At 69.2% G+C, this 13,573-nt stretch carries 16 protein-coding genes; 12 read left to right on the forward strand and 4 right to left on the reverse strand.

The window, feature by feature from the left end; genetic code table 11:
- Window positions 1-77 precede the first annotated feature (77 nt).
- The 8 genes from map to truA all read left to right on the forward strand — a co-directional run bounded on the left by map (window position 78) and on the right by truA (window position 5,430).
- Window positions 78-914, forward strand: coding sequence for a type I methionyl aminopeptidase (gene map, locus I8N67_RS01780; protein ID WP_200300741.1), 837 nt, complete (start codon window positions 78-80; stop codon window positions 912-914).
- 180 nt (window positions 915-1,094) lie between these two features.
- Window positions 1,095-1,316, forward strand: coding sequence for a translation initiation factor IF-1 (gene infA / locus I8N67_RS01785; RefSeq protein WP_003948620.1), 222 nt, complete (start codon window positions 1,095-1,097; stop codon window positions 1,314-1,316).
- 72 nt (window positions 1,317-1,388) lie between these two features.
- Complete coding sequence (gene rpmJ, locus I8N67_RS01790; protein ID WP_003998809.1) at window positions 1,389-1,502, forward strand: 50S ribosomal protein L36; 114 nt, start codon at window positions 1,389-1,391, stop codon at window positions 1,500-1,502.
- A 193-nt stretch (window positions 1,503-1,695) separates the two neighbouring features.
- Entirely contained in the window at window positions 1,696-2,076 is a 381-nt protein-coding gene (rpsM, locus tag I8N67_RS01795) for a 30S ribosomal protein S13 (RefSeq protein ID WP_200300742.1), read from the forward strand.
- 70 nt (window positions 2,077-2,146) lie between these two features.
- The gene (gene rpsK / locus I8N67_RS01800) at window positions 2,147-2,551 is read left to right on the forward strand and encodes a 30S ribosomal protein S11 (protein WP_003956432.1); all 405 of its coding nucleotides are present in this window, start codon (window positions 2,147-2,149) and stop codon (window positions 2,549-2,551) included.
- 133 nt (window positions 2,552-2,684) lie between these two features.
- Window positions 2,685-3,707, forward strand: coding sequence for a DNA-directed RNA polymerase subunit alpha (locus tag I8N67_RS01805; RefSeq protein WP_003966937.1), 1,023 nt, complete (start codon window positions 2,685-2,687; stop codon window positions 3,705-3,707).
- A 208-nt stretch (window positions 3,708-3,915) separates the two neighbouring features.
- The gene (rplQ, locus tag I8N67_RS01810; protein WP_200300743.1) at window positions 3,916-4,419 is read left to right on the forward strand and encodes a 50S ribosomal protein L17; all 504 of its coding nucleotides are present in this window, start codon (window positions 3,916-3,918) and stop codon (window positions 4,417-4,419) included.
- A gap of 147 nt (window positions 4,420-4,566) precedes the next feature.
- Window positions 4,567-5,430: a tRNA pseudouridine(38-40) synthase TruA gene (gene truA, locus I8N67_RS01815; protein ID WP_200300744.1), complete on the forward strand. Its 864-nt coding sequence runs from the start codon at window positions 4,567-4,569 to the stop codon at window positions 5,428-5,430.
- Between the two features lie 22 nt (window positions 5,431-5,452).
- On the opposite strand, the gene I8N67_RS01820 is transcribed toward truA, so the two are convergent.
- Entirely contained in the window at window positions 5,453-6,334 is an 882-nt protein-coding gene (locus I8N67_RS01820) for a hypothetical protein (protein ID WP_200300745.1), read from the reverse strand.
- 369 nt (window positions 6,335-6,703) lie between these two features.
- On the opposite strand from I8N67_RS01820, the gene rplM reads away from it, so the two are divergent.
- The 3 genes from rplM (at window position 6,704) to glmM (ending at window position 9,327) form a co-directional block, all read left to right on the forward strand.
- Complete coding sequence (gene rplM / locus I8N67_RS01825; RefSeq protein ID WP_200300746.1) at window positions 6,704-7,147, forward strand: 50S ribosomal protein L13; 444 nt, start codon at window positions 6,704-6,706, stop codon at window positions 7,145-7,147.
- 43 nt (window positions 7,148-7,190) lie between these two features.
- Window positions 7,191-7,703: a 30S ribosomal protein S9 gene (gene rpsI, locus I8N67_RS01830; protein WP_200300747.1), complete on the forward strand. Its 513-nt coding sequence runs from the start codon at window positions 7,191-7,193 to the stop codon at window positions 7,701-7,703.
- A 265-nt stretch (window positions 7,704-7,968) separates the two neighbouring features.
- A complete protein-coding gene (gene glmM, locus I8N67_RS01835) occupies window positions 7,969-9,327 on the forward strand; it encodes a phosphoglucosamine mutase (RefSeq protein WP_200300748.1) in 1,359 nt (452 codons plus the stop codon).
- Between the two features lie 86 nt (window positions 9,328-9,413).
- Here glmM and I8N67_RS01840 read toward each other — a convergent pair whose 3' ends face one another.
- Both I8N67_RS01840 and coaA read right to left on the reverse strand, forming a co-directional pair.
- Window positions 9,414-10,334, reverse strand: a complete 921-nt coding sequence (locus I8N67_RS01840) for a DUF389 domain-containing protein (RefSeq protein ID WP_200300749.1) — start codon at window positions 10,332-10,334, stop codon at window positions 9,414-9,416.
- Window positions 10,335-10,379: 45 nt separating this feature from the next.
- Window positions 10,380-11,369, reverse strand: a complete 990-nt coding sequence (gene coaA / locus I8N67_RS01845; RefSeq protein ID WP_200300750.1) for a type I pantothenate kinase — start codon at window positions 11,367-11,369, stop codon at window positions 10,380-10,382.
- Between the two features lie 241 nt (window positions 11,370-11,610).
- Here coaA and I8N67_RS01850 point away from each other — a divergent pair, with 241 nt between their 5' ends.
- Window positions 11,611-11,859 carry a hypothetical protein gene (locus I8N67_RS01850; protein ID WP_200300787.1) on the forward strand — a complete coding sequence of 83 codons (249 nt, stop codon included), beginning with the start codon at window positions 11,611-11,613 and terminating at the stop codon, window positions 11,857-11,859.
- A gap of 127 nt (window positions 11,860-11,986) precedes the next feature.
- Here I8N67_RS01850 and I8N67_RS01855 read toward each other — a convergent pair whose 3' ends face one another.
- Window positions 11,987-13,429: an NAD(P)H-hydrate dehydratase gene (locus I8N67_RS01855; protein WP_200300751.1), complete on the reverse strand. Its 1,443-nt coding sequence runs from the start codon at window positions 13,427-13,429 to the stop codon at window positions 11,987-11,989.
- Window positions 13,430-13,573 lie beyond the last annotated feature (144 nt).

A 13,573-nucleotide genomic window follows, 5' to 3' on the forward strand; every position in this document is an offset into this window, starting at 1 on the left:
CGCGGCCGTACTGTTGTGTAGGCAATTCCAAGCCCGATCAGTTACGCAGGCAGAGAAGACGGAGAGCGCAGGCCCCCATGGTGCAGATCAAGAGCCCCGAGCAGATCGCCAAGATGCGCGAGGCGGGGCTGGTCGTCGCCGCCATCCACGCGGCCACTCGGGAGGCCGCCGTGCCGGGCGCCTCCACGAAGGACCTCGACGAGGTGGCGCGCAAGGTGCTCGCGGAGCACGGGGCCAAGTCGAACTTCCTCGGGTACGGCGGCTTCCCCGCGACGATCTGTACGTCGGCGAACGAGGTCGTGGTGCATGGCATCCCGAGCGACGAGGCCGTCCTGAAGGACGGCGACATCATCTCCATCGACTGCGGCGCGATCGTCGAGGGCTGGCACGGCGACGCGGCCTACACCGCCTTCGTGGGCTCCGGACACGCTCCGGAGCTGCTGGAGCTCTCCCGGGTGACCGAGGAGTCCATGTGGGCCGGCATCGCCGCGATGAAGCAGGGGAACCGGCTCGTGGACGTCTCCCGGGCCATCGAGACGTACATCCGCCGGCAGCCGAAGCCGGGCGGCGGCAAGTACGGGATCGTCGAGGACTACGGCGGCCACGGCATCGGCACCGAGATGCACATGGACCCGCACCTGCTGAACTACGTCGAGAAGCGGCGGGGCAAGGGGCCGAAGCTGGTGCCCGGGTTCTGCCTCGCCATCGAGCCCATGGTGTCCCTGGGGACGCCGAAGACGAAGGTCCTGGCCGACGACTGGACCGTGGTGACGACGGACGGTACGTCGTCGTCGCACTGGGAGCACTCGGTCGCGCTCACGGAGGCCGGGCCGCTCGTACTCACCGCCCCCGACGGGGGCAAGGCGAAGCTGGCCGAGCACGGGGTCGTCGCGGCTCCCGATCCGCTGGGCTGAGCTCCGCGCCGGCTGTCGGTGTCCGTCAGCCGGAGTAACGATCTTCTGCGTGGGGCAGCCTTACCCGAATTCGTGTTTCCGGGAGCCCTGGCGTAGACTGACTCGTCGGCTCTCGTGTGTCCGTGTGTCCTCATTCGGTCGCTCAGAGTCGATCAAGGTAGTCGATTCGAAGGGCGAAGCGTGGCCAAGAAGCAAGGTGCCATCGAGATCGAGGGCACTGTCGTCGAGTCTCTTCCGAACGCCATGTTCAAGGTCGAGCTCCAGAACGGCCACCAGGTCCTGGCACACATCAGCGGCAAGATGCGTATGCACTACATCCGTATCCTCCCTGACGACCGGGTCGTGGTGGAGTTGTCTCCGTACGACCTGACGCGTGGCCGCATCGTCTACCGCTACAAGTAGATCTTGCCCCTCTCTCCGTGCCCCGGTTCTCCGGGACGCGGGTGGTGGCACTGACCCGGAGAACCTCACCCCATGAAGGTCAAGCCGAGCGTCAAGAAGATCTGCGACAAGTGCAGGGTGATCCGCCGTCACGGTCGGGTCATGGTCATCTGCGAGAACCCGCGCCACAAGCAGCGCCAGGGCTGACGCACGACCGATCCCTCTGCCCTATTCGCAGAGTTTCGCGCGACGCAAGCTGAACATGTTCATACGCAGGACCCAGGCACGGTGAAAGTGCCTGATACCCCCGGTTCGGAGGCCGGGGACCCAGTTCGTACCTGGTACGGCGGCTGGGAAACGGTTCTGTGGAAGACCTCCGAAGATCACCAGGAGCCATTGAATGGCACGCGTTTCCGGTGTTGACATCCCGCGCGACAAGCGCGTGGAGGTCGCCCTCACCTACGTGTTCGGCATCGGCCGGACTCTCTCTCAGGAGACGCTGGCAGCGACCGGCGTCGACGCGGACACCCGCGTCCGCGACCTCTCCGAGGAGCAGCTCGTCGCGATCCGCGAGTACGTGGACAGCAACATCAAGACCGAGGGTGACCTCCGTCGCGAGATCCAGGCCGACATCCGCCGCAAGGTCGAGATCGGCTGCTACCAGGGTCTGCGTCACCGTCGTGGTCTGCCCGTCCGCGGTCAGCGCACCAGCACCAACGCCCGCACCCGCAAGGGCCCGCGTCGCGCCATCGCCGGTAAGAAGAAGCCGGGCAAGAAGTAGTCCTCAGCGGACAACGCTTCATCAGCGGTCTTCGCTGTAGGACCGACCACCTCCCCGTAGGAGTTTGTAGATGCCCCCCAAGGGTCGTCAGGGCGCTGCCAAGAAGGTGCGCCGCAAGGAAAAGAAGAACGTCGCTCACGGTCACGCGCACATCAAGAGCACGTTCAACAACACGATCGTCTCGATCACGGACCCCTCGGGCAACGTGATCTCCTGGGCCTCCGCCGGCCACGTCGGCTTCAAGGGCTCCCGCAAGTCCACGCCGTTCGCCGCGCAGATGGCCGCCGAGTCGGCCGCCCGTCGCGCGCAGGAGCACGGCATGCGCAAGGTCGACGTGTTCGTCAAGGGCCCGGGTTCGGGTCGTGAGACGGCCATCCGTTCGCTGCAGGCGACCGGTCTCGAGGTCGGCTCCATCCAGGACGTCACGCCCACCCCGCACAACGGCTGCCGTCCGCCCAAGCGTCGCCGCGTCTGACCCTTCGGGGCCGATGTACGGCTGCTTGGTCTGAGGTTTTCGGGCGGTATGGCTCTTCGGGGTCGTATCGCCCGTACCCTTGTCATACCTCAGGGCATCAAATAGTGGGTGCCCCTGACTGAAGGATCGCAACATGCTGATCGCTCAGCGTCCCTCGTTGACCGAAGAGGTCGTAGACGAGTTCCGCTCCCGGTTCGTGATCGAGCCGCTGGAGCCGGGCTTCGGCTACACCCTCGGCAACTCCCTGCGTCGTACGCTCCTGTCGTCGATCCCCGGTGCCGCTGTCACCAGCATCCGGATCGACGGTGTCCTGCACGAGTTCACCACCGTGCCGGGCGTCAAGGAGGACGTCACCGACCTGATCCTCAACATCAAGCAGCTGGTCGTCTCCTCGGAGCACGACGAGCCGGTCGTGATGTACCTGCGCAAGCAGGGCCCGGGTCTGGTCACCGCCGCCGACATCGCGCCCCCGGCCGGTGTCGAGGTGCACAACCCCGACCTCGTCCTCGCCACGCTCAACGGCAAGGGCAAGCTGGAGATGGAGCTGACGGTCGAGCGCGGCCGCGGTTATGTCTCCGCCGTGCAGAACAAGCAGGTGGGCCAGGAGATCGGCCGTATCCCGGTCGACTCGATCTACTCGCCGGTTCTCAAGGTCACGTACAAGGTCGAGGCGACTCGTGTCGAGCAGCGCACCGACTTCGACAAGCTGATCGTCGACGTCGAGACCAAGCAGGCCATGCGTCCGCGTGACGCCATGGCGTCGGCCGGTAAGACCCTGGTCGAGCTGTTCGGTCTGGCCCGTGAGCTCAACATCGACGCCGAGGGCATCGACATGGGTCCGTCCCCGACGGACGCCGCCCTCGCCGCTGATCTCGCCCTGCCGATCGAGGAGCTCGAGCTCACCGTTCGGTCGTACAACTGCCTCAAGCGCGAGGGCATCCACTCCGTGGGTGAGCTCGTGGCTCGTTCCGAGGCCGATCTGCTCGACATCCGTAACTTCGGTGCGAAGTCGATCGACGAGGTCAAGGCGAAGCTGGCGGGTATGGGCCTCGCGCTCAAGGACTCGCCTCCCGGGTTCGACCCGACCGCCGCGGCCGACGCGTTCGGCGCCGACGATGACGCGGACGCGGGCTTCGTCGAGACCGAGCAGTACTAAGAGCTCGGGCCGGACGGTCCGTTTTCGGGTGCGGGTGCACTGTGGCTGGTCGCGCCCACGCGACGGAGTCGCATATCGACACCGCCCCGCGCCCCTTCCGGGAGCGCGCCCCTTCGGGGCTGCTCCCGGATCTTCGACAGGCAGCCGCCTGCTCGGACACTGACCCCGGTACCTGATACGGCCGGGGCAGACACCTAGGAGAAACAGCATGCCGAAGCCCACCAAGGGTGCCCGTCTGGGCGGCAGTGCCGCGCACGAGAAGCTGCTGCTCGCGAACCTCGCGAAGGCGCTGTTCGAGCACGGCCGTATCACCACCACCGAGGCGAAGGCGCGCAAGCTGCGTCCGTACGCCGAGCGTCTGATCACCAAGGGCAAGAAGGGCGACCTTCACAACCGCCGTCAGGTGCTCCAGGTCATCACGGACAAGAGCGTCGTGCACACGCTCTTCACCGAGATCGGCCCGCGGTACGAGAACCGTCCGGGTGGCTACACCCGTATCACCAAGATCGGTAACCGTCGTGGCGACAACGCGCCCATGGCTGTCATCGAGCTGGTCGAGGCGCTGACGGTCGCGCAGCAGGCGACGGGTGAGGCCGAGGCCGCGACGAAGCGTTCCGCCAAGGACGCCGAGGTCGCTGAGCCGAAGGTCGACACGACCAAGGCCGACGAGGCCGGCGAAGAGGCCGCCGCCGAGGAGTCCAAGGACGCGTAAGCGTTCTGCCGGGGACGGTTTGTCGGCGGCTGCGGCGGCGTCGTGGTTGTTCGCGCAGTTCCCCGCGCCCCTTTAAGGGGCGCGCTTGAGCGGGCCCGTTCCTTTCCAGGAGCGGGCCCGCTTTTCTGTACCTGAGAGGATCCAGGAGTGAGTGACGAAGTGCGGCCCGGGTTCGTACGGGTGCGGCTGGACCTGTCGTACGACGGGAGTGAGTTTTCCGGGTGGGCCAAGCAGGCCGGGGGGCGGCGGACCGTTCAGGGGGAGATCGAGGGTGCGCTGCGGACCGTGACGCGGTCCGGGGAGACGTATGAGCTGACCGTGGCCGGGCGGACGGACGCCGGGGTGCACGCGCGGGGGCAGGTGGCTCATGTCGACCTGCCGCGGGAGGTCTGGGACGAGCACCACGGGAAGCTGCTCAAGCGGCTCGCCGGGCGGCTTTCCAGGGACGTACGGGTGTGGGCGCTGCGGGAGGCGCCCAGTGGCTTCAACGCCCGGTTCTCGGCCGTCTGGCGGCGGTACGCCTACCGCGTCACCGACAATCCCGGTGGCGTCGACCCGTTGCTGCGCGGTCACGTGCTGTGGCACGACTGGCCGCTGGACGTGGACGCCATGAACGAGGCGGCGCGGCGGCTGCTGGGGGAGCACGACTTCGCGGCCTACTGCAAGCGGCGGGAAGGGGCGACGACCATTCGTACGCTCCAGAAGCTGAGCCTGGTGCGGGGGGACGACGGGATCATCACGGCCACCGTGCGGGCCGACGCCTTCTGCCACAACATGGTGCGGTCGTTGATCGGGGCGCTGTTGTTCGTGGGGGACGGGCACCGGGACGCCGACTGGCCCGGAAAGGTGCTGGCCGCCGGGGTGCGGGATTCCGCCGTGCATGTCGTACGGCCGCACGGGCTGACCCTGGAGGAGGTCGGGTACCCGGCGGACGAACTGCTGGCCGCGCGGAACAAGGAAGCGCGGAACCGGCGGAGCCTGCCGGGGGTGCCCGGGGGCGGCTGCTGCTGACCCCGGGCGGGCCGGATGCGGGTTACTGCTCGTTGGCCGCGGCCGCCGCCTGGGCCTGGCCCCTGCGGCGGATCTGGTCGAAGGTGGACTTGGCGAGGTCGTCGCCGGCGGCGAAGACGGCGCTGTCCTTCTCCGTGACGTCCTTGCCGTTGGTGAAGCCGGCGACGGTGAGGTAGGCGTAGCGGCCGTAGGAGTTGACGGTCGTACGGCAGATCGTCGTACGGCAGAAGGTGGGGACGCCGTCGCCGGAGAGCGAGACGATGGTGCTCTTCTTGTCCCAGCCCGCCTTGACCTTGGTCGCCTTGGCCTCGGTGTCGAACAGGGCGACGCCGACCGTGACCGCGACCTTGTCCAGGTGGTACGTCACGCGCATGAAGCGGGTGCAGTCGTTGCTGGTCAGGAGCTTGTCGAGGGTGCCCTGGACGGCCGAGGCGCAGGTGGTCGTCGAGGCCGTGGGGCCCTTGAGGTAGACGTTGTCCTCCTGCGTCAGCTGGGAGCCCGGGAAGAGGATGTCCGGGCTGATCGGCGCCTTGTCCTTGCCCGAGTCGGAGATGAAATCCTTCGGGTCCAGCGGGGGCGGGGCCGAGGTCGGCGCGAACGACGGGTCCGTCTTGGCGCTGGCGCTCGGGATGTCCGCGGTGGTCGGCAGGGCGTTCGGGCCGTTCGCCGTGGTGTTGTCGCTGTCGGCGTTGACGACGGCGACGGCCACGGCGACGCCTATGCCGACCGTGGCGAGAGCGCCGCCGACGATCACCAGGAGTCTGCGGCGTCTGTTGCGTGTTTCGGACTGCTCGGCGAGTGACGCCCAGTCCGGGGTCTGGTTACTGGTGGAATTCCGCTGATTGTCCCACGGATCGTGGGAACCCCCGGGGCTCCACTGAGACCCCCCCTGCCCAAAGCTCATGGGCCGCAGTTTAGACGGGCGAGGGGAGGCCTTACTCAGTTATGGGTTGCGAGTAGTAAGTCGACACGGACGCCGTCCCGGCGGCGCCCAGCGTCAGTGCGACATCGGCCGCGGCGATCGAGGCGCTCGCCCGCCGGGGCCGGCGGAGCGGACTCGTTTTGACCCGTCCGGGTGCGCCCGGCTAAGCTGCGTGTTCGTTATGTGTATTGGCTTGCTCATTCTCACGTGAGGCGGCCCTTACACCGGTCCACCGGGCCGATGACCAGCGAGCCAGCACGCGGTATGCGTCACCGCTGTGCGGCAGGGGCTGTCGTGATCGTCTTCGGTGACCTGTCAGGAACCTCACTGAAGAAGCGAAGGCTACGAACCGTGCGTACGTACAGCCCCAAGCCCGGCGACATCACTCGCCAGTGGCACGTCATTGACGCCCAGGACGTCGTCCTGGGTCGTCTGGCGACCACCACTGCCACCCTTCTGCGCGGCAAGCACAAGCCGATCTACGCCCCCCACGTCGATGCCGGTGACTTCGTCATCATCATCAACGCGGACAAGGTCCACCTGTCCGGCAACAAGCGGACCCAGAAGATGGCCTACCGCCACTCCGGTTACCCGGGTGGTCTGCGCTCCGTCCGTTACGACGAGCTGCTGGCGAAGAACCCCGAGAAGGCCGTCGAGAAGGCCGTCAAGGGAATGCTTCCCAAGAACACCCTCGGCCGTCAGATGCTCTCCAAGCTGAAGGTCTACTCGGGCGACCAGCACCCGCACGCTGCCCAGCAGCCGGTGCCGTTCGAGATCACCCAGGTCGCGCAGTAAGTCCGGCCACACCCCTAAGCCTGAAGAGAATCTGAGGAGAATCGTGGCCGAGACCACTGCCGAGCAGCCGCTCGAAGAGATCGAGATCGACAGCTACACCACGGAGTCCGAGGTCCCCGTCGAGGGCGAGTACACCTCGGAGTCCCTCGCCGGCCGCTTCGGCGACCCGCAGCCGGCCGCGGGCCTGGGCCGTCGCAAGAACGCCATCGCCCGCGTCCGGATCGTCCCGGGCACCGGCAAGTGGAAGATCAACGGTCGCACCCTTGAGGACTACTTCCCCAACAAGGTGCACCAGCAGGAAGTCAACGAGCCCTTCAAGGTGCTCGAGCTCGAGGGCCGCTACGACGTCATCGCCCGCATCGGCGGTGGCGGTGTCTCCGGTCAGGCCGGTGCGCTCCGTCTCGGTGTCGCCCGTGCGCTGAACGAGGCCGACGTCGACAACAACCGCGGCGCCCTCAAGAAGGCCGGCTTCCTCAAGCGCGACGACCGTGCGGTCGAGCGCAAGAAGGCCGGTCTCAAGAAGGCCCGTAAGGCCCCGCAGTACAGCAAGCGCTAAATCCGCCGCTCCGCCGTACCGCTCGCAACGCCCCGGTGGCACGTTCCTGTGCCGCCGGGGCGGTTTGCGTAACAGGGTGTCGATGGGCGTTGGCGACGGGTTTAGCAGGGGCGATTATTTTCCGCAGGCTTATACACAGACTGTCGGTACAACCCCGAAAGGGGGAGGACAGTCTCAGGGGATGTACTTGGTCCAGGGAGTGCCGGGACACTCGGTGGATACCTGGTACGAGCCGCACATTCTCAGCAATTCGGAGGACACCACTGTGGGACGACTCTTCGGCACGGACGGCGTGCGCGGTGTCGCCAACGCGGATCTGACGGCCGAGCTCGCGCTCGGACTCTCCGTCGCGGCGGCACACGTACTCGCCGAGGTGGGCACGTTCGAAGGCCACAAGCCGGTGGCGGTGGTCGGGCGGGACCCGCGAGCGTCCGGGGAGTTCCTGGAGGCCGCCGTCGTGGCGGGCCTCGCCAGCGCGGGTGTCGACGTGCTGCGCGTCGGTGTGCTGCCCACCCCCGCGGTGGCGTTCCTCACCGGCGAGCTGGGCGCCGACCTCGGTGTGATGCTCTCCGCCAGCCATAACGCCATGCCCGACAACGGAGTCAAGTTCTTCGCCCGCGGCGGCCACAAGCTCGCCGACGATCTTGAGGACAGGATCGAGCGTGTCTACGAGGAGCATCGGACCGGGGCTCCCTGGGACCGGCCCACGGGCGCGGGCGTCGGGCGGATCAGCTCCTACGAGGAGGGCTACGGCCGCTACGTCGAGCATCTGCTGTCCGTTCTGCCCAACCGGCTCGACGGGCTGAAGGTCGTCCTCGACGAGGCGCACGGTGCCGCCGCCGGGGTCTCGCCGGAGGTCTTCACCCGCGCGGGCGCCGAGATCGTCACCATCGGGACGGAGCCGGACGGGCTCAACATCAACGACGGGTGCGGGTCCACGCACCTGGGCAAGTTGCGGGCCGCCGTCGTCGAGCACGGGGCGCACCTCGGTATCGCGCACGACGGTGACGCCGACCGGTGCCTCGCCGTGGACCACGAGGGCAACGAGGTCGACGGGGACCAGATCCTCGCGGTGCTCGCGCTGGACATGCGGGAGCGGTCCGTGTTGCGGGGCGACACCGTGGTCGCCACCGTCATGTCGAACCTCGGGTTCAAGCTGGCGCTGGAGCGGGAGGGGCTGCGGCTGGTGCAGACCGGGGTCGGGGACCGGTATGTGCTGGAGGAGATGCGGGAGCACGGGTACGCCCTCGGGGGCGAGCAGTCCGGGCACGTGATCATCTCCGACCACGCGACGACGGGTGACGGGACGCTGACCGGGCTGCTGCTGGCGGCTCGGGTAGTGCGGACCGGTCGTACGCTCAAGGACCTCGCGGGAGTGATGGAGCGGCTGCCGCAGGTGCTCGTCAATGTGCCGGACGTGGATCGGTCCCGGGTGGGGACGTCCGCGGAGTTGGCTGCGGCGGTGGGTGAGGCCGAGCGGGAACTCGGGTCTACCGGGCGGGTGTTGTTGCGGCCTTCCGGGACCGAGCCGTTGGTGCGGGTGATGGTTGAGGCCGCGGATATCGAGCAGGCTCGGTCGGTGGCCGGGCGGTTGGCCGATGCGGTGAAGTCGGCGCTGGGTTAGTCGGGCGGTTCCGGGTTCGGGGTGGGGGAGCTGTGCTTTGCGGGCCGCGGGAGCGTCGTGGCTTGTCGCGCAGTTCCCCGCGCCCCTTAGCAGGGCTTGGACCACAGCCATTTCTGGGTCAGCAGGGTGAGGGTGCCGGCCAGGACGATGCCCAGGAGGTTCAGGAGCAGTTGCTCCGTCGAGCCCACTGTCTGTTTCGTGTCGCCGTAGCTCAGGGCGACCGCCGCGTTGGCGGCCGCGGGGACCGTGGTGACGGAGATGGCGACGCCGACCAGAGCGCCCGACTTGGCCGAGGTCAGGGAGAGGGTACCGGCGATACCGGCGAGGACGGCCACGACGAAGGAGAACGCGTCGGGGGCGTAGACGAAGGCCGTGTTGGGGCGGTCGGCGTCCAGTTGTTCCCTGCTGAACAGGTTGAGCGCGTCCATGAAGAGGCTGAAGACGACCGTCGCGGCCATGGCCGCCGCGAAGCCCACGAGGAGCGCGATCAGGGAGCGCAGGGCCAGGCGGGAGCGGCGCTGGACGATGGCCGTGCTGAAGCCGGCCAAGGGGCCGAACTCCGGGCCGACCGCCATCGCGCCGACGATGAGGATGGCGTTGTCGAGGACCACACCGCAGGCCGCGATCATCGTGGCGAGGGTGATGAAGGCGACGTAGGTGATGGAGAGCGTCGACTCCTCGTGGGTCGCGTCCGTCAGGTGCTCCCACAGGACCGCGTCCGCGCCCTCGCCGGGCGCCTCGTCCTCGGCCTTGTCGGCGCGCTCGGAGAGGGACAGGTCGATGTTCTCGACGGCGATCGAGCCGGTCTTGTCGAGGTCCAACGCCCGTAGCGCGCCGATGAGTTCGTCGCCGGCCTCGCGTGCGACGTCGCACATCACCACGTCCCCGGCGGGGTTGCGGGCGGCGCCCGGCACGACGACGAGATGAGTGGTGCCGACCGTGGTCTCGACCACGCGCACCACCTCGTCGGTCTTCTCGGCCGGGGTGATCAGGCGCAGATGCAGCATGAGGCCTTTCTAACAGGCCGCCGTTACGGGTTCCTCGTCATGGCCTCACAGCTTGCGCAGGCTGAGGCGGCGCACCTTGTGGTCCTGGCCCTTGCGGATGATGAGGGTGGCGCGGCCACGGGTGGGGGCGATGTTCTCGACCAGGTTGGGCTTGTTGATGGTGCGCCAGAGGGTGCGGGCGTAGTCGAGGGCCTCCTCCTCGGAGACCTGGGTGTACTTGCGGAAGTACGAGTCCGGCTTCTGGAAGGCCGTCTGACGGAGCTTCTTGAAGCGGTTGAGGTACCAGCGTTCGATGTCGTCGGCGCCGGCGTCGACGTACACGCTGAAGTCGAAGTAGTCGGCGAGGCCCACGCGGGTGCGGCCGTCCTGGCCGGGGAGGGCGGGCTGGAGGACGTTCAGGCCCTCGACGATGAGGATGTCGGGGCGGCGGACCGTGAGCCGCCGGTCGGGGACGATGTCGTAGATGAGGTGGGAGTAGACGGGGGCCGTCACCTCGTCCTTGCCGGCCTTGATGTCGGCGACGAAACGGGTCAGGGCCCGGCGGTCGTACGACTCGGGGAAGCCCTTGCGGGAGACCAGGCCGCGCTCCTGGAGAGCCTTCATGGGGAGCAGGAAGCCGTCCGTGGTGACCAGTTCCACACGCGGGTGTTCGGGCCAGCGGGCCAGGAGCGCCTGGAGGAGACGGGCGACGGTCGACTTGCCGACGGCCACGGAGCCGGCGACGCCTATGACGAACGGGGTGCCGGACTGGGAGCCCTGCTCGCCCAGGAAGGTGTTCAGGGCGCCGCGCAGGCCGTCGGTGGCGCCGATGTAGAGGTTGAGGAGCCGGGACAGTGGCAGGTAGATGTCCCGTACCTCGTCGAGGTCGATGACATCGCCCAGGCCACGCAGCTTCTCCACCTCCTCGGCGTTCAGCGGCAGCGGCGTCTTTTCGCGCAGCGCGCTCCACTCGGCACGGGTGAGGTCGACGTAGGGAGTCGCCTCCGGCCTGGGCCGGTGGGCGCTCCGCGGCAACGAGGAGACCGGTGAGATCACAGTCCATTGTTAACGGAGTTCGAACGGGATGGCGGGGTGGGGTCCGTCACGCTCGGGGCGGGGCGGTGGTGGCGCGCCGGGGAGTGACGAAGAGGGGCGAACGGCGGGTGCCGTGCGCCTGTGTCATGACTGTGCGTGAAGTGTGTCCAAGGTATGGACCCGGGGTGGTGGGCGGGCTAGCGTCCGGGCGGTCGGGAGGGAGCCGCCTCCCGGTCGACCAGGGGGAATTGGGGGGCTTCAGATGGCTTTCACCAAGGGTGTGCGGTTACGGGACGTCGTTCGGCGCAAAGCCGGGTCTACGCGCGGTGACGCGGAGCTCGCGGGGCGGGTGTGCAGCGAGCTGGCGGCGGATCTGCCGGACGAGGATCTGGGGGAGCACCCGGACGACTGCCTTGACATGTATCGGATGGGGAGCAAGCCGCGGTGTGAGGAGGTCGAGTATCTGGGGATGGTGCGGGAGGCGATCGACCGGTTGGAGGAGGGGAGTTGAGGGCGATGGTCCGTGCCGCCCCGCACGGGCGATGAGCGGGTGAGGGGCAGCCGGCGGCGATGTCGGTCGGGGGTGCGGGTCAGTCGGTCCCGATGTCAGCCGAGGTGAGGGCCAGTCGGGGTGCGGGTCAGTCGGTCCTGATGTCCCGCCACGCCGCCGGGATCGCCTCCGCCACGTCCTGGGCGCCCGTCGGGGCGCCCTTCGCCGCGTACCGGCCCGCCAGGCCGTGGAGGTACGCCGCGACGCTCGCCGCGTCCAGTGTTCGCAGGCCGGCGGCGAGGAGGGAGCCGGTGAGGCCGGAGAGGACGTCGCCGCTGCCGGCGGTGGCGAGCCAGGGGGTGCCGGTGGGGTTGACGCGGACCGGGGTGGCGCCGTCGGAGGTGGCGATGAGGGTGGTGGAGCCCTTGAGGAGGACCGTGGCGCGGTAGGCACGGGCCAGGTCGCGTACGGCGGTGAGGCGGGCGGACTCGACCTCCTCGCGGGTGACGCCCAGGAGGGCCGCGGCCTCTCCGGCGTGGGGGGTCATGAGGGTGGGGGCCGTGCGGGTGCGGACCGTCTCGCGGTCGGCGAGGCGGAGGCCGTCGGCGTCGAGGAGGACGGGCACGTCGGTGGCGAGGGCCTCGGCGACGGGGGCTGCGTCGTCGCCCGCGCCGGGGCCCGTGACCCAGGCCTGGACCCGGCCCGCCTTCTTCGGGCCGTCGGCCGAGACCAGGGTCTCCGGGAAGCGGGCGAGGACCGCGTCGGCGGCCGGGCCCACGTAGCGGACGGCGCCCGCTCCGCCGCGCAGGGCGCCCGCGACCGCGAGGACCGCCGCGCCCGGGTAGCGGGCCGAGCCGGCGGCGATGCCCACGACTCCCCGGCGGTACTTGTCGCTCTCCTGGGCCGGGTGGGGGAGCAGGGCGGCCACGTCGGCGTGCTGGAGGGACTCCAGGTCGGGGGTGGCGGGGAGGGTGCTCGCCAGGCCGATGTCGATCAGGCGGACCGGGCCGGCGTACTCCCGCGCCGGGTCGATGAGCAGGCCCGGCTTGTGCGTGCCGAAGGTGACGGTGAGGTCGGCGCGGAGGGCTGTGCCGTGCACCTCGCCGGAGTCCGGCTCGATGCCGCTCGGGAGGTCCACGGCGATGACCGTGGCCGGGGAGGCGGCGGTGAGCTCGGCGAGGCGGGCCGCCTCGGGGCGGAGGCCGCCCTTGCCGCCGATGCCGACGATGCCGTCCAGGACGAGGTCGGCCCTGGAGATGGCCTCGGCCGCGGCGCCGGGCGTGGTCGTGGTGCCGCCCGCGCGGCGGAGGGCCTTCAGGGCTTCCGGGTGGGTGCGGTCGGGGCTGAGCAGCACGGCCGTCACGCCCGCGCCGCGTTTCGCCAGGCGGGCGCCCGCGTAGAGGGTGTCGCCGCCGTTGTCGCCGCTGCCGGTGAGGAGGACGACGCGGCTGCCGTACACGCGGCCCAGCATGTCCGCGCAGACCGCGGCCAGGCCGGCGGCGGCGCGTTGCATCAGGGCGCCGTCGGGGAGGCGGGCCATGAGGGTGTGTTCGGCTGAGCGGACGGTGGTCACGCGGTGGGCTGAGCGCATGAGGACGAGTCTGCCTCGTGGAGGGGGCGGGGTGCAGCCGGACTTGGGGCCGCGGGCGCCCCTTGCCGGGGCCGAACTCGGGGCGGGGTTTCGCTCACCGGTGCTCGCCGGGCGCCTCCCCCACTCTCGGCTTCGCTCAAGCGG

It is taken from the genome of Streptomyces adelaidensis (assembly GCF_016598475.1).
GTDB lineage: Bacteria > Actinomycetota > Actinomycetes > Streptomycetales > Streptomycetaceae > Streptomyces > Streptomyces adelaidensis.